Annotated in this window: 12 protein-coding genes; 8 read left to right on the forward strand and 4 right to left on the reverse strand. The window is 58.1% G+C overall.

What is annotated here, in order from left to right:
• The first annotated feature begins 1,298 nt into the window (after positions 1–1,298).
• Both QN222_RS19970 and QN222_RS19975 read left to right on the forward strand, forming a co-directional pair.
• On the forward strand, positions 1,299–2,900 hold the full coding sequence (locus QN222_RS19970; RefSeq protein ID WP_283962705.1) for an anti-phage dCTP deaminase: 1,602 nt from the start codon (positions 1,299–1,301) through the stop codon (positions 2,898–2,900).
• Between the two features lie 144 nt (positions 2,901–3,044).
• Positions 3,045–3,695 carry a hypothetical protein gene (locus QN222_RS19975; RefSeq protein WP_283962706.1) on the forward strand — a complete coding sequence of 217 codons (651 nt, stop codon included), beginning with the start codon at positions 3,045–3,047 and terminating at the stop codon, positions 3,693–3,695.
• 42 nt (positions 3,696–3,737) lie between these two features.
• Here QN222_RS19975 and QN222_RS19980 read toward each other — a convergent pair whose 3' ends face one another.
• Both QN222_RS19980 and QN222_RS19985 read right to left on the reverse strand, forming a co-directional pair.
• Positions 3,738–5,057 carry a hypothetical protein gene (locus QN222_RS19980; protein ID WP_283962707.1) on the reverse strand — a complete coding sequence of 440 codons (1,320 nt, stop codon included), beginning with the start codon at positions 5,055–5,057 and terminating at the stop codon, positions 3,738–3,740.
• A 793-nt stretch (positions 5,058–5,850) separates the two neighbouring features.
• Positions 5,851–6,264 carry an aspartate 1-decarboxylase gene (locus tag QN222_RS19985; protein WP_283962708.1) on the reverse strand — a complete coding sequence of 138 codons (414 nt, stop codon included), beginning with the start codon at positions 6,262–6,264 and terminating at the stop codon, positions 5,851–5,853.
• 169 nt (positions 6,265–6,433) lie between these two features.
• On the opposite strand from QN222_RS19985, the gene QN222_RS19990 reads away from it, so the two are divergent.
• From QN222_RS19990 to QN222_RS20010, 5 genes are all read left to right on the forward strand, one after another.
• Positions 6,434–8,527, forward strand: a complete 2,094-nt coding sequence (locus QN222_RS19990; RefSeq protein WP_283962709.1) for a class I SAM-dependent DNA methyltransferase — start codon at positions 6,434–6,436, stop codon at positions 8,525–8,527.
• A complete protein-coding gene (locus QN222_RS19995) occupies positions 8,527–8,802 on the forward strand; it encodes a hypothetical protein (RefSeq protein WP_283962710.1) in 276 nt (91 codons plus the stop codon). The genes QN222_RS19990 and QN222_RS19995 overlap by 1 nt, the downstream gene beginning before the upstream one ends.
• A complete protein-coding gene (locus tag QN222_RS20000) occupies positions 8,802–10,220 on the forward strand; it encodes a restriction endonuclease subunit S (RefSeq protein ID WP_283962711.1) in 1,419 nt (472 codons plus the stop codon). Before QN222_RS19995 ends, QN222_RS20000 begins: the two co-directional genes overlap by 1 nt.
• Before the next feature lie 185 nt (positions 10,221–10,405).
• The gene (locus QN222_RS20005; RefSeq protein ID WP_283962712.1) at positions 10,406–13,873 is read left to right on the forward strand and encodes a type I restriction endonuclease subunit R; all 3,468 of its coding nucleotides are present in this window, start codon (positions 10,406–10,408) and stop codon (positions 13,871–13,873) included.
• Positions 13,845–14,432: a hypothetical protein gene (locus tag QN222_RS20010; RefSeq protein WP_283962713.1), complete on the forward strand. Its 588-nt coding sequence runs from the start codon at positions 13,845–13,847 to the stop codon at positions 14,430–14,432. The genes QN222_RS20005 and QN222_RS20010 overlap by 29 nt, the downstream gene beginning before the upstream one ends.
• A gap of 106 nt (positions 14,433–14,538) precedes the next feature.
• Here the strand turns inward: QN222_RS20010 and QN222_RS20015 are convergent, their stop codons facing one another.
• A complete protein-coding gene (locus QN222_RS20015; RefSeq protein WP_283962714.1) occupies positions 14,539–16,434 on the reverse strand; it encodes an ATP-dependent helicase in 1,896 nt (631 codons plus the stop codon).
• Between the two features lie 68 nt (positions 16,435–16,502).
• Positions 16,503–18,563 carry an AAA family ATPase gene (locus QN222_RS20020; protein ID WP_283962715.1) on the reverse strand — a complete coding sequence of 687 codons (2,061 nt, stop codon included), beginning with the start codon at positions 18,561–18,563 and terminating at the stop codon, positions 16,503–16,505.
• A 204-nt stretch (positions 18,564–18,767) separates the two neighbouring features.
• On the opposite strand from QN222_RS20020, the gene QN222_RS20025 reads away from it, so the two are divergent.
• Positions 18,768–19,262, forward strand: coding sequence for a poly-gamma-glutamate hydrolase family protein (locus tag QN222_RS20025; protein ID WP_283962716.1), 495 nt, complete (start codon positions 18,768–18,770; stop codon positions 19,260–19,262).
• Positions 19,263–19,264: the final 2 nt, after the last annotated feature.

The following is a 19,264-nucleotide window of genomic DNA, read 5'->3' on the forward strand; positions in this document are numbered from 1 at the left end:
GCGCGACGGCGGAATTCTCCGGGGCCGGACGAGCCCGACCTTCTGCAGGCGGGAGCGAAGTCGGCCGCCGCGCGGGCGTCGCCGCCTGGACCGGCGCTTTTCGAACCGCTGCCTTGCCGGCCGGCGTTCCGCTTCAAAAACGAAGGACGCCGGCAGCATCTCCGCGTTCTCAACCGGCGACTATAGCACATTTCATGCATGACTTGAATATAAAAACGGTTACTCTCATGTACAGCGCGGTCGATGCAACGGGCTCGTATTTGTTGACAACCTGATCCTGCGCGGGGCAGATGCCGATGATCCCGATTAATTGTTGACAATTCTGCGATTCACGCGGGATTCATGAATTAATTTTCCGTACACTATTAAGGATGAATGGAAAATTACTGGATCGTCCGCGCCGTGGCATGTGCCCGCTGTCCCGCGGCGTGGTTCGGAGGCCCGCGAGCGGGCGAGGCTCGACGCGCCCGGCGTCTGCATTCGCCGGCCGGCGGCCGTCGCGATGTTGTTCGTGACCCGCCGAGCCGGATCCGGCCGGAGCGACGAGCGGGGGAGAACGGGACAGCGTGCACCTCAAGCACTGGCTCGATGGAACCTCCGGCCGGACCGGCGCCGGACGCTACCTTGGAGGGCCCGCTGGGAGTAGCCTTGCCCGCCCGCAGGCCCCGGCGTCCGCTTGGCGGTGAACTCCGCCCCGACGGCTCGGCGACCGCATTTCCGCTTCCAGATTGTTGACATCGGGCTCGCATGACCTGTGTGTCCACTCTGTGAACACAGCGCAGTCGCACATGGAGGTTGTCCTGAAGAGAGCGGATTACGAGGAGCCTGCTCGCATGCCCGAGCTCGGTGTGACGAACATCCACTGCCGTCTGTCAGGCATGGGCAAGAGGTTTTAGCCTGCAAGTAGATCTCAGTGAGGATAACCCGTCTCTACGAGCCTGCATGCTTGGTTATCGTTAGGAACTTCCGAAAGGCGCATGGAAGCCATTGCCAGAGCCTATTCGGGGGAGGCGAGCGCTCGGTAGCTGTTCAGCGACCGCTGCTGGCCTTTAGATCTGCGTCCCGGATAACGTATGGACCACGTAGGGTCTCGGGTCGCTCGAGGACGTTCTTGACGGCGTCTCTCATGATCGCGCGCAGTTCGTCGCCGCGCTGCTCGCTTGAGGATTTATCTTGCACGGCAAGGTTTGATTTCATCACTACACCCTCCAAGTGATCCGACTCGATAATACCGATATTAACGAACCAGCGATATGGATAATCGCATCACGGTCTTAATGTTCCCCTAGGAGCTACGAGTGACAACTACAGCGACAGTCGACAATCCGGAAATCGTCGTAGGACTCGTCGGGCCGATCGGTGTCGACCTCGACGCAGTGGTGGGGTTCCTGACGGAAGCTCTGGCGAAAGTCCAGTATGCCAGCGAGGTCATCCACATCACACAGGTAATGCGGGACGTCTTGCCGCAGATTGTGATTGATGAATCCAGCTACGTGCACAGATATGCGTCGCTTATCAGTCACGCGGACACCGTCCGGCGCAGCGTAAACAACAACGCCGCCCTCGCCTGCCTTGCAATAAGCGACATTCGACGCGTGAGGACCCGCCGAAACGGCAAGCGCCGACCCGACCAGCCTGCTCTCGGCACGGCCTATATCATCCGGCAGCTAAAACGAGAGGAGGAGATCGCCCTCCTTCGCGCAGTCTACGGCCGGAAGTTCGTGCAGGTCTCTATTTACTCCGATCCGGACGAACGCCGACGCCAGATCATGAGGAAGATAAAGGGATTCGGTACCGCCATCATTGAAGACGAGGAAGCGGAGAAGGAAGCGATCGGCCTCATCGCACGAGACCACAATGAGGTCGACGAGGTCTTCGGGCAGCGCGTGTCCGATGTCTTCCCGCTCGGGGACGTTTTTGTTCCCGGCCAGGGAGGACGGGAGGCGAAGGAAGTCGTCGAAAGATTCGTAAACGCGTTCTTCGGTCATAACGGCCTGTCTCCAACGAAGGCCGAGTACGGAATGTATGCTGCGGCAGGCGCGTCCCTTCGGTCGCTTGACCTGTCACGACAGATTGGGGCGGCGATCTTCTCGGAACGGGGCGAGGTCATCACTCTGGGCTGCAACGAAGTGCCGAAGGCATTTGGCGGAACCTACTGGTGCGACGATGCTGGCTCGCACCACCGGGATTTCGAGGAGGGAGAGGACGGCAACCATAGCCGAAAGCTCCGGCTGCTCCATGACCTCGTCGACCGCATGGGCCAGCTCGGCTATCTCTCCGACAAGCTTGAGAAGGAGGGAGCCACCACGAACCAGGTCAAGAAGATGATGACCGAGCGGCTCATCTCGGATTCGAGGGTCATGGACATCATCGAATTCGGCCGCATCATCCACGCCGAGATGTCCGCGATCACCGACGCCGCTCGCAAGGGAAAGGCCTTGGCGGACTCGATCATGTTCACGACCACCTTCCCCTGCCACATGTGCGCCAAGCACATCGTGTCCTCCGGTATCCGGCGCGTGGTCTTCCTCGAGCCTTATCCCAAGAGCCACGCGAAGGACCTCCACGAGGATTCGATCACCTTCTCGCCGTCCGAGCAATATACGAAGGTGCTCTTCGAGCCGTTCATCGGCATCTCCCCTCGCCGCTACCGCGACATCTTCGAGAAGAAGAAGCGCAAGGGTTCCGACGGCAAGGCGATCCAATGGGCCGAAAAGAAACCGGTCCCCAGGATTGAAGACAGGAGTCCTTCCTACATCGCAAACGAAGAGCCGGCCATCTCGCTTGTCGTAGAAAATATCCTCAACCTTTCGAAGGCCTCAGTCCCGATCGCGCCGGCGGCGGTGAAGACTCCCTCGAGACGAAGTCGTAAACCCAAGGATTCGCCGCCGTCGATCTAGCATCACAAAACTGAAAACGTCGAAGGATTCGCGTCGAATCTTCAGCGTCTCTGGCCATTGTGCTAGCGATACCGAAACATTTGATTCAACGCCCAGATCGTGGGCAGGTCGTAAGAGAGCAAGATGCAGGACTCGAATTCCCCAATGTCAGATCAGATTGCGATGATCAGGGAGTTGATTGCTCGTCTTCCAGCCCCGTGCCGGCTGGCGGAGATGACCGACGCCCAGATCGTCGAGGCGGGCGAAGAGCTCTCCAGGAACGCCGACAGCGAGTGGAATCGGCTTCCTGACGAAACTATCGGGCCACGGCGCGAGGGCGTGCTCGGCATGTTGCTGGTGCGCAAGCGCCGACAGCTCGCGTATTCCCTGAAACTTTCGAATCTTGCGCGCGATCCATTTCAATCCATCCCGGCCGCATTGTTGAGCGTCGCAGGCGGAAGCGCTCTTCCGGGCCTCGTCACGGCACCGCCCGTGACGTTCCCCAGCTTCCTGCTTGCTATTGCCCTGTCATGGCTTCGGGTCTTCGCGCAGCCCATCGGCTATGGCGAGGCGGCACTCTTGCACTACATGAACCAGATAGAAGCCGTGAAAGGCAAGGTAATGCAAGATGACCTTGCCGAAGCCGGCCGCGTCCTGATCGAGGCGTATGGTTACGTCAAGGGGCAGAACGGCAACGAGATCTCGCACCTGCTGGCCTCGCTGAAGGCCTGGAAGGCCATCGAGGAATTCGATGGTGGGTACCGGGTCACGGAAACCGTGCCTTTCGGTCTGGGGCCGATCGAGTATGTCAGCTAGCCGCGCTGTCGGCATGTCCGGGAGACGTGGCGGTCGTACACGTCAGCGGCAGCCGGTCAGAAGATTCCGTGTGTATTCGTAAAGGCTCTCGTCCAGTCTGATCATAGTTTCAGGGTCGAACCGTGCGAAGTCGAAGCGGCTGTCGGGAAGCGAGTAGATATCACCGTTCGAATCAAACATTGGCGGGATGACACCCACGTAGGAATGCGCCTGCACGGGGCCGAACGTCGGACCCTTCTGTCTTCCAATGGCAACTCCAAGTCCGAGTTCCAGCATGTAGTTTTCAGCCTCGTCGAGATAGGTTCCCCGACCGCCGGGCTCCTGCATTGCGATTGCCTCGAGTGCCCGCTCCAGGATCGATCGTCGCCCTGGCAGTCCGCTTTGCTTCAAAGCGGCGTCGATCCACGTGTCTTTATCGTTTCCGTCCCGCCAATGGCTGAGGTTTGAACAGATAACCGCGAACGCGAAGGCACGGTTCTCCCGTTCCTTGAAGGATGGGAAGATTGCTGACCACGGAGCCATTCTGTCGGGAAGCAAAATATCTCTGAACTGACGTTCGCAAAGGTTGAGACACACGTGTGCTATGGTAGCCGCGAGGTCGTAGGCCAGCGCTGCGTCACTGATCTGGGCGAAGTGCGCGAGGAGATGCACCGGCGCGGAATATAGCGTGAGCGACGGTTCATAAAGCCGGGATAGAAGGCCACCGTGAATTCCCTCACCGACCTCCTTCTGCTTGCCTGCAGGCACCTTGCCCATCAGGATCGCGCGTATAGTGTCGTATTCGGACGCAACTGCGATGGTCTCAAGGAGAGCACCGACCGTCATCGGCTGGCGGATGAGGCGGTCGCCGGTCCTGTTGTCGTGAAAGCAGACGAAGAGGATTGGCCTGCTGGGATCCAGTCGGCCGTACGCGTCAATCTCCTGGCCCGCGGAAATCGATATCTGCCACGGGTGTCTGGCACTATGCGTCTCCTTGGATTCGAAGACGGTCTGGTAGTACTTCGGAAAGGTCAGGCGACGTGTTTCGTCATGAAGGTCGATGAATGAGGCGAAATCGCTTTCCCTTGGGGGCCTGTCTTTCGTCGGCAGTAGCCTGAACTCCTGATATATGCGCTTCAGGTACGCGCGTCCCCAGATCGTTCCCACGATATCCGCCCAATGCGCCATCTCGTGGCTTATGGTTGCCATGATTTCGACGACTTTGGCGTGATCCGCAGCCTCCAAGGCTTTCGGCAGGTCGTCCTTCTCGTATTGGTCCAGGGTCACCATCTGCGTGTGTGGCGAGAAGTGGGCAATGGCGACAGTGTTCGGAAACCTGTGCTCTCGCCGGTCGGCCATCCATTTCTTCACTGCATCCGACATCAGCGCCATCCTCTCGAATTCGGATCATTCCGGTACTCATCAAATGATGTCATGTCGAGAGGGCGCATACGCGGCCTCCACGTGCTAGTCCGCGGCATGTGCCAGTCCTCGGAGCGATCCGGGCCCGAATGAGAAGCATCCCGGCTTCCAATTCCTTATAACCGGTATCCTCTCGGTATATTACGATGAAAGCCGGCGCCAATTGCAACGACCCGGATTCACGGCATTTTCGAAAAGCAAACCCGACAAGAAACTTGGAAACATCCCCTATCTCGGACTGAGATGAAGGATTCCTGCACCGAGGGATTGGCACCCGCGGGAGTGTCACAGAACCCATCTCCAGGATGCCGGGACAGAAAACGAGATCTGCGCTCCCGGATCATCGCCGGCTTTTACGATGCTCGGATCCCGCGGAGCCTTTCGGAACGACGGCGGAGAAGCTCGCCATTCAGAAGCAATCCGACTGGCTCGCTGGCTCGACCGTGACGCGCGGTCGCTTGATGCAGAAATGAATCTTGGGCCTGTCCTTCGCCTATTCGGCATCTCCCACTGGCGATCGGACACGTTCCCGTGTGTGGCCCATTGGCCGAGTCCTTGGGCCTAGAGATCTGTCCTCTCATTGCAAGGACGCCCGGCCCAGGGAACTACTATCTCGAACAACCCGTGAATCGTCCTCAGCGGACAGCCGTACTCAGGTTGGAGCGCGCGCTTCAGGATGCCGCCCAGATTTCGATGCGGACCGCCTGAGGACTTTACTCCCCTACACAACGTTGAGCTCAGGCCACTAGCCGGTTTAAACGCCAGCCACCAGGAGGGGTATTGGGAGTTCTTCGCCTCCCGTATCGAGGATGCTGAATGTGTACCGGCCCTCGGCGTGGCCGTCTACTGAATAGCTCAGGCGATCGCAAACGCGGTTGTGGTTGTCGAACGTCAGCACCTTAGGCTTCAGACCCGTGATATTGCCCTCATCCACATAGACTGAGCTACAGACGATGATCGCGTCTCCGGGCTGACAAGTCCTCGCGGCCGCCCCGTTGAGAATGCAACAGCGCGAACCAGGTTCGCCAAGAATGACGTTGGTTGAGATTCGCGCACCCGAGTTCTTGTTCCAGATCTCTACGAACTCCATCGGCAGGATTCCCGCCTCTTCGCAATGATCGGGATCTAGGGTGATCGAGCCATGATAATTCAGGTTCGCCTCGGTCAACCGGCACCACTGGCGACTGAATTCGTGGTGGTGGATTGATAAAGCAGAATTGGCTTCATCGGGTTGTACCCACCCACCAACAGATGTCATTAGTCGTGACGCACAAAACCGACGTAAGCCAAACGTGCGTGCGAATAAACATATTCCTGGACGAAGAATTGAAGCGCTGATGATGCGGAAACGACAGCAAGACCAAAGCCAGATCAAGTGGGTCGCCGACTTTATCTGGAACATCGCCGACGACCGTCTGCGCGACGTGTACGTGCGTGGCAAGTATCGAGACGTGATCCTGCCCTTCACCGTGCTAAGGCGGATCGATGCGGTGTTGGAACCGACCAAGCAGGCGGTCCTGGAACGCAAGAGACTGCTGGACAATGCCAAAGTGGCAAATCAGGACGGGGCGCTACAGGCCGCTGCCGGACAAGCCTTCTACAATGTTTCCGAGTTTACATTGGCCAACCTCAAGGCCAGCGCCGCCGGGCAGCGCTTGCGCGAGGATTTCATCGCCTATCTGGACGGCTTCTCGCCAAACGTGCAGGAAATCCTTACCAAGTTCAGTTTCCGCAACCAGATACAGAAGCTCGTCGATGCCCATATCCTTGGCTACCTGATCGAAGACTTTCTCGACCCCGAGGTCAATCTTTCGCCGTTGCCGGTCAAGGACGCCGACGGGCGTATCAAGCTACCCGCGCTCGATAACCACGGCATGGGAACCGTGTTCGAGGAGTTGATCCGCCGCTTCAACGAAGAGAACAACGAAGAAGCGGGCGAGCACTTCACCCCGCGTGACGTAGTCAAGCTCATGGCCAAACTACTGTTCCTGCCTGTGGCTGAGCGCATCGAGTCTTCTACCTATTCGCTATACGACGGCTCTTGCGGCACGGGTGGCATGCTCACCGTTGCCGAGGAAGCCTTGCAGGAGCTGGCCGAGCAGCACGGCAAGGATGTATCCATCCACCTGTTCGGGCAGGAAATCAGCGATGAAACCTACGCCATCTGCAAGGCCGACCTGCTGTTGAAAGGCGAAGGCGCGGAAGCGGAGAACATCGTTGGGGGGGCAGACAAATCCACGTTGTCTGCTGACCAGTTCCGCAGCCGCGAATTCGACTTCATGATTTCCAACCCACCCTACGGCAAGAGTTGGAAGACCGACCTGGTGCGCATGGGCGGCAAGAAGGATTTCAGCGACCCGCGCTTCATCGTCAATCACGGCGGCGATGCTGAATTCAAGCTCATCACCCGCTCCAGCGACGGACAGCTCATGTTCCAGGTGAACAAGCTGTCCAAGATGAAGCATGACACCACACTTGGAAGCCGCATCGCTCTCGTCCACAATGGCTCTGCACTGTTCACCGGCGACGCCGGGCAAGGCGAAAGCAATATCCGCCGTTGGGTGCTGGAGAACGACTGGCTCGAAGCCATCATCGCCCTGCCGCTCAACATCTTCTACAACACCGGGATCGCTACCTACATCTGGGTGCTGGCCAATAAGAAGGCTGCGTACCGGAAGGGAAAGGTGCAGTTGATCGACGCCAGCCAGTGGTTCGCGCCGCTGCGCCGCAATCTCGGGAAGAAGAACTGCGAGTTGGGCGAAACCGATATCCAGCGCATTCTTGACCTATATCTGGGCGAAGCGCGGGATACGGCGCAGAGTAAATGGTTCGACACCCAGGACTTCGGCTACTGGAAGATCACGGTCGAACGCCCGCTACGTCTGAAAACCCAATTGACAACCAGTGCCATCGAAACCCTGCGTTTCGCCAGCGGCGACGAGGCGCTGCGCACTGAGATCTACGCCGAGCATGGTGACAAACTGTACACCGACTTCGTCAGGCTTAAGCCCGAAATCGAAGCATGGCTCAAGGGTGACGGCGACGATGAGGACGATACCGAGGACAGTGACGAAAACCGTACGTCCGCGATGAAAGCCGTGCCGGAGAAACGCCGAAAGAAGTTGCTTGATTCCACGACCTGGCTACGGGACAAGGCGCTGCTCGATCTGGCGCTGCTGGCACAGAAGGTTATGGGCAATGCAGTGTTCGACGACCACAACGTCTTCCGGGTGGAATTCGATGCGGCGATGAGAACATATGAGAAGAAACCCACTGCGACGGATAAGAAAGCTATATTCAAGGCCGTGAGCTGGCGTGATGAAACCGCACCGGAGGTGATCGCCAAGCGGCACAAACTCAAGCCGGGGATACCTTCATTCCGAGTTTCGATGGACGCTATCTCATCGAAAGTGCAAAGCATCGCGAAATAGTGTGGTACGAGCCGGATGCCGACCTGCGTGACACCGAGCAGGTGCCTTTAAAGGAACCGGGCGGCATCGATGCATTTTTCAAACGCGAGGTGCTGCCGCACGCGACGGACGCATGGATCGACGGCGAGAAAACCGAGATCGGCTACGAGATTTCCTTCGCTCGCTACTTCTACAAACCGACTCCGCTGCGCTCGCTGGGCGACATCCGTGCCGACATCCTGAAGCTGGAGCAGCAAACTGAAGGATTACTGCAAAAGATCGTGGGGACAGCGTGATGGTGGTGGGTAGCGTTTATCCGAGCTATCGTCCGGCGCGTATGCGCTGGCTGCCGCTAGTGCCAGAACACTGGAACGAACAGCGTGCGAAGACCTTTTTCCGCGAGGTTGACGAACGCTCGCACACTGGCCACGAGGAGTTGCTGTCCGTTTCTCATCTCACTGGAGTTACACCGCGCAGCCAGAAAAACGTCACCATGTTCAAGGCCGCTAGCTACATCGGTTCCAAGCTGTGCCAGCCCGGCGACATAGTTATCAATACGCTGTGGGCGTGGATGGCGGCCCTTGGCACAAGCAGGCACGTAGGCATTGTCAGTCCGGCCTACGGAGTCTATCGCCCGCACTGTGTCGATAGCTTCAATCCGGAATATCTGGACTATCTGCTGCGCATCCGCGCCTATGTTGCGGAATATATCGGGCGCTCGACCGGCATCCGTTCTTCGCGACTACGCCTTTACCCGAACCAGTTCCTCGACATTACACTGCTGCAACCGCCACGGCCCGAGCAAGACCAGATCGTCGCCTACCTGCGTACGCAGGATGCACACATCGCCCGCTTCATCAAGGCCAAACGCGATTTGATCGGGCTGCTGACCGAGCAGAAGCAAACCATCATCGAAGGCGCAGTTACCCAAGGTCGTGATACGAACACAGAGAAACGCGATTCAGGAATCGACTGGATTCCACGCATCCCTGCGCATTGGGAAACGTGCAAGATCAAGCACGTCGCGGCGTTTAATCCGTCACGGTCGGAGAGTGCCTCGTTTCGCCTCAGTGATGCCTCGGTATCGTTCCTGCCGATGGAGTGCATCACAACAGAAGGAAAGCTACAGAGCGTTGAGAGCAGGAAGACATCGGAGGTTTGGGAGGGCTATACCTACTTCCGTCGCAACGACGTGGTGATGGCGAAGATCACGCCGTGTTTCGAAAACGGCAAGGGCGGATTGCTCGACGAACTGCCAACCGAGATTGGCTTTGGCACAACGGAGTTCATTGTGCTCAGGGCGACAGAACGGCGAATCCGGCCAGCGTTCTTGGCAAAGCTGTTGTCACTGAGAACGTTCCGAGTTCTCGGAGCCGATGCAATGACAGGCGCCGCAGGCCAGCAGCGCGTGCCGCTCGGCTTCGTAAAGAACTTCCGTGTTGCTCTACCACCACTCGACGAGCAGGATCAAATTCTGTCCGCACTTCAAACCGCGACAGCGGAACAGGATATCGCCATCGAGAGGATTCGAAGCGAGATAGCCCTCATCCGCGAATACCGCGACCGTCTGATTGCCGATGCTGTCACCGGCCAAGTGAATCTGCGCGGTTGGCGGCCCGGCCCGGACGATGTGATCAGCGATGACGACCTCGCCGCGCTAGGCGACGACGAAGCCGAACCCACCGAAGATGAAGGCGCCGATGTCGACGCGTAAACCCATCGTATCCCTGGCTGGCCGACGTTTTGCTGCTGCCCGAACTGCACGTCCTGATCGAATCCGCCCCCAGTATGCCGCGCAGCACACGGCGCGGGCCGCTTTGCCATCTTCAGCAGCGGCTGCCATTGACGCGCAGAAAACGGTTCGGCCGAAACCCTGACGGAGAAAGAGGGAGACGACGCATGAAGCCTTCCGACACCAGCGAGAAAGAACTGGAACGGCTGATAGTGCGCCATCTGGCGGGTATCAGCGAGCACTTACCTGCTCCTGCCAATACCACGCAGAGTCCGGCGGCCGTGTATGCGCCGGGCGGCTACGTGCTGGGCCGCGCTGCGGACTTCAATCGCGACGTAGCGCTGGACACCGTGCGATTGCTGACCTTTCTGCAAACCACGCAGCCTGATGCGGTGGAAACGCTGGAGCTGGCGCACGAGGGCATCAAGCGCACGCAGTTCCTGCATCGCCTACAAGGTGAAATCACCAAACGCGGTGTGGTGGACGTGCTGCGCAAAGGCGTGAGCCATGGGCCGGTGACGGTCGATCTCTACAAGCTGTTGCCTACACCGGGCAACGCTAACGCCACCGAAGCGTTTGGTAAGAATATCTTCAGCATCACGCGGCAGGTGCGCTACAGCCATAACTCCGGCAACGAGCTCGACCTGGTGATCTTCGTTAATGGTTTGCCGGTCCTGACTTTCGAGTTAAAGAACTCGCTGACCAAGCAGACCGTGGCTGATGCCATCGTCCAGTACCAGACCACGCGCAACTCGCAGGAACTGCTGTTCCAGCCGGGACGCTGCATCGCGCACTTCGCGGTGGACGATGCCGAGGTATATTTTTGCACTGAATTGAAAGGCAAGGCATCGTGGTTCCTGCCATTCAATCAGGGCTGGAACAGCGGTGCGGGCAATCCGCCCAACCCCAACGGATTGAAGACCGATTACCTATGGAAGCAGGTTCTGGCGAGGCAGTCACTAGCCAACATCATCGAGAGCTTCGCGCAGGTGGTAGAGGAACAGGAAACCGATGCCGCCACGGGCCGGAAGAAGAAAAAGCGCAAACCGGTGTTCCCACGCTTTCACCAGTTGCGCACGGTGCGTGCGCTGCTGCGCCGTACCCGCGATGACGGCGTCGGCAAGCGTTACCTAATCCAGCACTCGGCGGGCAGTGGCAAGAGCAACACTATTGCATGGCTGGCGCATCAGTTGGTGGAGTTGCGCAGCGCCGCCGATCCAACTGTGGCGCAGTTCGATTCCATTATCGTTATCACCGACCGGCGTGCGCTAGATACGCAGATCGCGCGCACCATCAAGGGCTACGACCATGTGGCCTCGATCTTCGGGCATTCCGACAACGCACAAGAACTGCGCAACTACCTGCGCCGAGGGAAGAAGATCATCGTCACCACGGTGCAGAAGTTTCCCTTCATTCTTGAAGAGCTGGGCGACCTTTCGGGTAGGAAGTTCGCACTGCTGATCGACGAGGCTCACTCCAGCCAAGGCGGCAAAACCACGGCCAGGATGCATGAGGCCCTTTCCGGCAAGACCGACGAGGAAGCCTTTGAGGAAGACGCCACGCAGGACGCGGTGAACACGGAAATCGAGAAGCGCATACGGTCGCGGCGGATGCTTTCCAACGCCAGCTACTTTGCCTTCACGGCCACACCCAAGAGCAAGACGCTGGAACTATTCGGCGAGAAAACCGTGGTTGGCGATACGGCGGAATTCCGCTCACCCGAGGAACTGACCTACACCACCAAGCAGGCGATACAGGAGGGTTTCATCCTCGACGTGATCGCCCACTACACGTCGTTGGACAGCTTTTACCACGTCGCCAAGACGGTGGAGAACGACCCGGACTTCGACAAGGCTCGGGCATTGAAGAAAATCCGCCATTACGTCGAGTCCCACGAGAAGGCTATCCGGCGCAAGGCAGAGATCATGGTCGATCACTTCATCGCACAGGTCATGGGCGCGAAGAAGGTCGGCGGCAAGGCGCGGGCGATGATTGTGTGCAATAGCATTGCACGGGCCATCGACTACTGGCGCGAGGTGTCGGACTACCTCGAACAGATTAGGAGCCCGTATAAGGCCATCATCGCATATTCGGGTGAGTTCGAGGTCGGCGGCCAGAAGAGAACCGAGGCTGACCTCAACAATTTCCCGAGCAAGGACATCCCCGACAAGTTCAGACAAGACCCGTATCGCTTTCTAATCGTCGCCAACAAATTCGTCACCGGCTTTGATGAACCGCTGTTGCATACGATGTATGTTGACAAGAAGCTGGCGGGCGTGCAGGCGGTGCAGACGCTGTCGCGATTGAACCGCGCACATCCGCAAAAGCATGACACCTTCGTGCTGGACTTTGCCGACAACGCGGAGGCGGTAAAGGCGGCGTTTCAGGACTACTATCGGGCTACGATCCAGACCGGCGAAACCGACGCCAACAAGCTCCACGATCTGAAAGCTGACCTCGATGGCAAGCAGGTATATAGCTGGCAGCAGGTGGAGGATTTGGTGGGGCTGTATCTCGGCGGCGCCGACCGCGACATGCTCGATCCCATCCTCGACCAATGCGTCGAGCAATATCAAGACGATCTGGATGAGGACAGCCAGGTCGAGTTCAAGGGCAGGGCCAAAGCGTTTTTGCGGAGCTACGGCTTCTTCGCCGCGATTCTGAACTATGGCCATCCAGCATGGGAAAAGCTCTCTATCTTCCTGAACTTCCTGATCCCGAAGCTGCCCGCGCCTAAGGAAGAGGACCTGTCGAAGGGTGTACTCGAATCCATCGACATTGACAGCTACCGTGTAGAAGCGCGCGCAACACTCGAGATGGCGATGGATGACACCGATGCCACGGTTGAAGCTGCGCCAACAGGTGGCGGCGGTGGCAAGGGCGAACCGGACATCGACAAGCTGTCGAACATCCTGAGGACCTTCAATGACCTGTTCGGCAACATCGAATGGAAAGATGCCGACAAGATCGGCAAGGTTATCGCCGAGGAGATTCCGGTGCGCGTGGCGCAGGACAAGGCCTACCAGAACGCGCAGGCCCATTCCGACCGTCAGAACGCCAAACTGGAGCACGACAAGGCACTCAACCGGGTTGTGTTGGAACTGCTGTCCGACCACACCGAACTATTCAAGCAGTTCAGCGACAACCCGAACTTCAAACGCTGGCTGACCGACGCGGTGTTTGACGTGACGTACCAGCAGAGCCCTGCCAATGGAACACGCGACGCAGAGGATGTCCGCAGGCGCGCATTGGCTGTTGTTCGGGACAGATTCGGTGCTGCGGTGGTCTGGTCGCAAGCCGTCGACACGTTGCTAGACAGATTGACGGCGGGAGGAAGGAACAGCCTGGGCATATCCGATCTCACCATGATCGAGGAAGCCAGCGGTTTATCGGTAAGTCATATCCTGTTCCCCGTCTTGAATCTGCTATCGGCCAATGACGTGGGAATTCTGAACCGAGAGTTTGTCCGTGCGGGCGGATTGGATACCGAGCACTCGATGACTTTCGACGAGGTGCGGTTCATGGCGTCGGAAAACCAGGAGGAAGGCGACTGGGCCGAACGGCTATCAATCCGTTGGACGCTGCAGAATCCACAGAGGGGTGCGGATGGGCGATACTCTAAAAACGCTGTTTGACTGGTTTCCTGGACTGCGGAAGTTATTCCAAGCCAGAACAGCGGATGATTTCGACGATTTTCTTGACCGCCATTTCGAGAAATGTGTTCAGCGCATGGAGGCAGAGGCCCATCACTTGAAGACAGACAGCGAAGAGAAGTTGTCTGCATTCCTGGCCGCTGCGTTGGATATGCCGGGGCTCGCCGTGACCCGCGAGGGATACAGCAATGGGCGGGTGGATCTGACGATCAGAGTTGAAAGCACGATGTTTCCAGAGCAGCGTCTGGCAGAGGCGAAGATCTATGCGGGGCCGGCTTATCATGAACAGGCCATCGAACAACTGATCTCCCGCTACTCCACTGGGCGACAAGGCCGTGGCTATGTGGTCGAGTACTTCAAAGACGCTGGAATCGCCGATCTTGTGCTCAAATTGCGTAAAAAGGCAGATGCCAGTTTTCCGGTGCATCAGCATGGGATGACGTGTGATCACCCAATGAAATGGGCGTATGTCAGTGATCACAACCATGCGAGTGCAGAGCTGATCCATGTCGTGCATATCAACGTGAATCTGCACCGATAACATCGTGCCAGGGGAAGAGCCTGGCGTTGGCCGCCGAGAGTGGCAGAATGGAACAGATTTCTGCCAAGCTTTATGTCGGACAGGTATTAGACGGTCGCGACGGCCCTCACCGAGCTGCCCATTCGACGCCCGTCTGAATAGGAACCTTTGCCTGTTGAAGCAGATCATAAATCTCGTTGATTTTTTGGATCTGGTTCCCCTTACAGAATGCCATATGGAGCCGATCCCGCGCCCTCGAAGCTGCGACGAAAAAATTTGAATGCCCTTCGCCGGGGTCCTTGGCGAAGCTCCACCACTGCGTATCGTCGAGTCCGAGCTGGACTACGATGTCGTATTCCAGTCCCTTGCTCTTGGTAATCGTCAGCAACGGAACCTGGCCCTCGCCTCGGTACCATTTGAACACCTCGTTCCAGGTGCGCCTGCCGTTCGCTGCTTCCTTCAGAAATGCCCGCGTTGCCGTTCGGATCTGACCGAAATAGTCCCCCTGTTGATATTGCGGGGCCAGTGCCGCCAATCGGGGAAGCCCGAGAAAGGCTTCGACTTTTTCCACCAGGACGTCGACCTGCGCCGCCGCGGGAATGGCGGTGCCATCGAAGAAGTTCTTGGCTTTGAAACCGTCCAACGGATCGAGAATGCGCACTTTCCGTTCGTCGCCGGCCTGTTCATCGAGTCCTTCCACCATCATCAGTAGATCGACCACTCGCGTCCACACAATGCCGCCGCGCCTGGTGCTAAGGAATTCGAGAGAGTCCACGATCGCCTGGGCGTATGGCTCCACCATAAGATCCTGGATACTCGCCCCGCCGACATTCCGATCTTCGTTTCGCAGGCCGATGCCACATGCCTCGAAGTGCGGCACCAGCCGGTCCTCCCAGTCATTGGCTTTCTGCCGGACGAGGAGCCCGATCTGACGCGGGTCGATGCCTGCGAGGATGCGTCTCGACACGAATGTGGCGATGTTCGCATTCTCCTCGCTCTCGTTCTCTGAGACGACCACGCTGCATATCTGTTCCGGTGGCAACTCCGGCGCCTCGCGAACTGCGACAAAGTCAGGTTCTGTGGGCGCCAACCTATCCTTCAAGATATTGAGGATTTCGACGATCCTCTTGTTGCTGCGATAGTTGCTCTGAAGCACCAAGCGAGCACGACCTAGCTCGGGAGGCCCGTCGAGAAAATCCGCCGCGAACTCGCCGAAGCTGTCGTCCTGAGCCCCGGCCCATCGCATGATTCGCTGCTTGTCGTCTCCGACAGCCGTGATGACTGACGTCGATCCTTTGAAGATGGAGCGCACGAGTTCGTATTGGACATACGTCGTGTCCTGGAACTCGTCGATGAACACGTGACTGTACGTCGCGCAAATCGCCCGGCGGACTACGGAATTATTCTCAACAATAGCCTGGAGGAGACGACCCAACATCTGGAACGTCAGCGGCGACGGATCCTGGTCGAGCGCCCATGCGATCCTAGCGAGATGAAGGAAAGCTCCGTAGGTGCCGACGCGCGGCGGCACCAGCGACATACGCTGGATCCCGCCTTGATAATCGTCGTAGCTAACGCTCATCACGCCGTTTCGTTCGGCCTTTACGCCGGCGATCTTCTCGACCCGTCCGCCTAGCTTTGTTTCGTCGCCCAGTCCGTCAGCGACAGTACGTTGAAACTGCTGTACCTCGCCCCGCGGCGGCGCAAAGGCGACGGTATACGGGTTCCTCAAAGCCCATTGAGCCGGAAGGCCCCTCCAGAAGCGGTCGAAGAGCTGTTTTGTGAAGGCGTCAAAGGTCAGGGAGTCAAACCGATCAATCTGCTCCTTCGAACACCGCCGTTCGAACCGCTCCCGTAAATTCCGGGCGGCATCGCGCTTGAAGCTGATTGCGAGGATTCGCCGAGGATACGGGCACAGTCCGGTCTGCATTAGGAACACGCCGCGCTGCCCGAGCAGTTCGGTCTTCCCCGCACCAGGCCCCGCGGTGACAAGCGTATTTCCTCGAGACTTGACCGCACGCATGGCGGCGTCTTCGAGGCTATCGATTCCAACTGGCGACCAGGTATCGGGAGTAAAAAGCCCTTTGGACATCAGGCACCGACGGATTCAAGTTGCTGCTTGACCCTTTCCAAAAGCCTCTTCAGGACCGGCGGGATACCTTTCTTGAGAACAGCGTTGTCGATGCGAGACAACGCCGCCAGATGGACTGCCGGCTTTCCGCGGCTGCCTTGAAAGAGGTAGGAATACCAAGGAAAGAGAGGCATCATTGGATACTCCGCATATGCCGTCAGGCCATAGCCGTCCTTCTTGAGCACGGTGGCAGCCGCCTCGCCCTGTCGAACCGGATCATTCGCGTTCTGCGGTCCCAAGGCTCCCGGCTCAAGCACTTGGTACTCGGAAGGAAACGCCTCAAGCATCATCATGTCGAGGTCAAGCGGAACGGAAAAGAAGACGTCCTGCGTCTCAAAAAACGCAAGCCCGCTTTCAAGCCATGCCTTGCTGCGGCCGTCGGCCGCCCAGTCCTTGCTGACTCCTCTGGTGAGGCCTTTCGCGTGGTTCAGCGGTCCTTGCACCGCTGGATCCGTCGACGGTCGCAAAGTTTCGATTCCGGTTGCCGCTGCGGCGAACTGGCGAATATCCCCGGAACTCCTTCCGAGGTCCAGATCGAGAAGCGTTGTGTGGGAGATCCCGAGCTGGTTCACGAGGCGCCAGAAATGTTGCACATAACGACCGCCAATCGGCACGATCGCGACGAACGATCGGTCCATTGGGATATCAAGTGCTTCCGCGAGGCGAGGAAGCACGATCTCTTCAGAAGCCCCCTCCCCGAAAATCGCGTGTCGCGCGAAGTAGATTTCCGGATGGGCGCGAACTGCCTCCCTGACGAACTTAGCGGCTTCGTCTGCGCCCTTCGGGATGTCGAGCCCCCGGACGGTCGAGATCCCGGTTGAGAACTCGCGTCGTACGTGCCGGATCGCTTCCGGTTCGAGCCGTCCGACGATCGCTGGAGAATGACTGGTCACGATCCCCTGGACACGTTGAGTGACTGTGAGCTTCTGAAGTTCAGTTATCAATCTGGACAGGAAATATGGTGCGAGATGATTTTCCGGCTCCTCGAATGCGAAGATCGTGAGGGCGGGCGCCTGCATGAACCTTGCTTGAAATGGCGGAGCCTTGCCGTCCGCAACCTCGGCTTCCAGCGCGAGCCTCAGATCCAGCAGTGCCTTGACCAAGGCAAAATGGAAAAGTGACCGCTGTCCATCGCTGAGTTGTTCGACGCCGATCGCTCTTCCTGACGCCGATGGTGTCAGGGCAATCGACGCGGCGCGGATGACCTGTTGGAAGTCCGGCGGCAATACATGGAGAGCAGCGTTCGTCGCCGTATCCGCAGCATTCAGCTCCTGCCAGCAGCTCTGAATATAGCCATTCACCCGCTTGAGAGCGTCCTCGTCGGCAAGGGCTTCCCCGGCCTTTTTGATCAGATCTTTGATTACCGCCTCATTCTTCCATTGAACGGACTCCATGAGCGCGCGTCCCAGGCTCCTGACCGTCAGCTTCGTGAGAGTGGTGATATCCCGGCTCGCGGGTATGAACCGTGCAACCACCAGTGCGCGGTCGGCAGCAGCCATCTTCTTCTTTATCGCGGGATCTTTCGGCTCTCCGAAAGAAACCGGATCGGTTGTGAGGAGCCAGTACAAGTTCTCCTCGATGACGCCGTCCAGCGTGCCGGTGTTTTCCCAGCTCGCCTCCAAGCGGACGCGCGCGATGAGTTTCCCATCCGGGCTGAGGAAAACGAGATTTCGGAATGCCGCAGGAACGGTCTTTTCGGCGGCGGGGTCCGCGGAGTCGAGCTCCGGGAAACCTAGCTCAACCTCGACAAAGAGCCGTCGAACTGGAGCGCTCTCAAGTGTTTCGCCGGGGGGAACAAAGAAGTCTTCCGGTCGGATGAGCCGTTCGTCGCGAGTTTCTCCAAAGAGGCGCAGAAGGGCGGCCAGTGCAGCCGACTTGCCTGAGCCGTTTCGGCCGATGAGAGCGGTGATGCTCGAATCGAAGAACAGAGTTTGAAACTTTGGAGTCTCGCCATTATCCGCGGCCACATTTGTGGGGCCGAAACATTGAAACCGCCAGACCTTCATTTCATTGATTTTCACTGCAACTCTCCCCGATTACATCAGCCTCTGATAAGCCAAGCATGCTGTGATGCCAATCTCCCAAATTGCAGGATCGCTGCAACGCAACCAGAATTTCGCAGCACAGGAGACAAGCCACGTGGACAGATATGCTTCGTTCTACGAGCTCGCGAGGACTGAAGTTCTTGGCGAAGACTATGCGATCGAATCCTTAGACCGAAAGAATTGATCGTCGTAGCACCACATGGTGGCTGGATCGAACCAGGAACGACAGAGATCACAAAAGCGATCGCCGACGGCGACCTTTCCTACTACGTGTTCGTCGGTCTGAAGCCTGGCAGGCGTCATGAAGACTTGCATGTCTCATCCGAACGCTTCGACGAGCCCACAGCCTTGGCACTGATTGCGGAGAGCCAGACCGTCGTCGGCATTCACGGAATGCAGAACAACGCAGAAGGTGAGGACGTCTGGGTCGGTGGGCGCGATGTCAAACTGTGCAGGGACATTGTCGAGGTGCTTGGAGCTTCGGGTTTCGCGGCGACCTTGCGAAAGCCGGGTCAAAGCCTAGCAGGACAAGCTGCAACCAATGTGTGCAACCGCGGGAAGCGAAGGACCGGTGTCCAGCTTGAGATATCGAGGCGGCTTCGGGATCGTCTTGGTGCAGAGCCTGATCTGTTAACTCTCTTCGTTCGGGCTGTCCGAGGAGTCATTGCTCGTTAGCA

This window comes from Sinorhizobium sp. 6-70, assembly GCF_030124375.1.
Classification (GTDB): Bacteria; Pseudomonadota; Alphaproteobacteria; order Rhizobiales; family Rhizobiaceae; genus Sinorhizobium.

Bases quoted from the DNA above. Each gene is read 5' to 3' on its own strand.
- QN222_RS19975 (WP_283962706.1), top strand. From the start codon at position 3,045: ATGTCAGATCAGATTGCGATGATCAGGGAGTTGATTGCTCGTCTTCCA.
- QN222_RS19980 (WP_283962707.1), bottom strand. From the start codon at position 5,057: ATGTCGGATGCAGTGAAGAAATGGATGGCCGACCGGCGAGAGCACAGG.
- QN222_RS19990 (WP_283962709.1), top strand. From the start codon at position 6,434: ATGATGCGGAAACGACAGCAAGACCAAAGCCAGATCAAGTGGGTCGCC.
- QN222_RS20000 (WP_283962711.1), top strand. From the start codon at position 8,802: ATGGTGGTGGGTAGCGTTTATCCGAGCTATCGTCCGGCGCGTATGCGC.
- QN222_RS20005 (WP_283962712.1), top strand. From the start codon at position 10,406: ATGAAGCCTTCCGACACCAGCGAGAAAGAACTGGAACGGCTGATAGTG.
- QN222_RS20010 (WP_283962713.1), top strand. From the start codon at position 13,845: ATGGGCGATACTCTAAAAACGCTGTTTGACTGGTTTCCTGGACTGCGG.
- QN222_RS20015 (WP_283962714.1), bottom strand. From the start codon at position 16,434: ATGCGTGCGGTCAAGTCTCGAGGAAATACGCTTGTCACCGCGGGGCCT.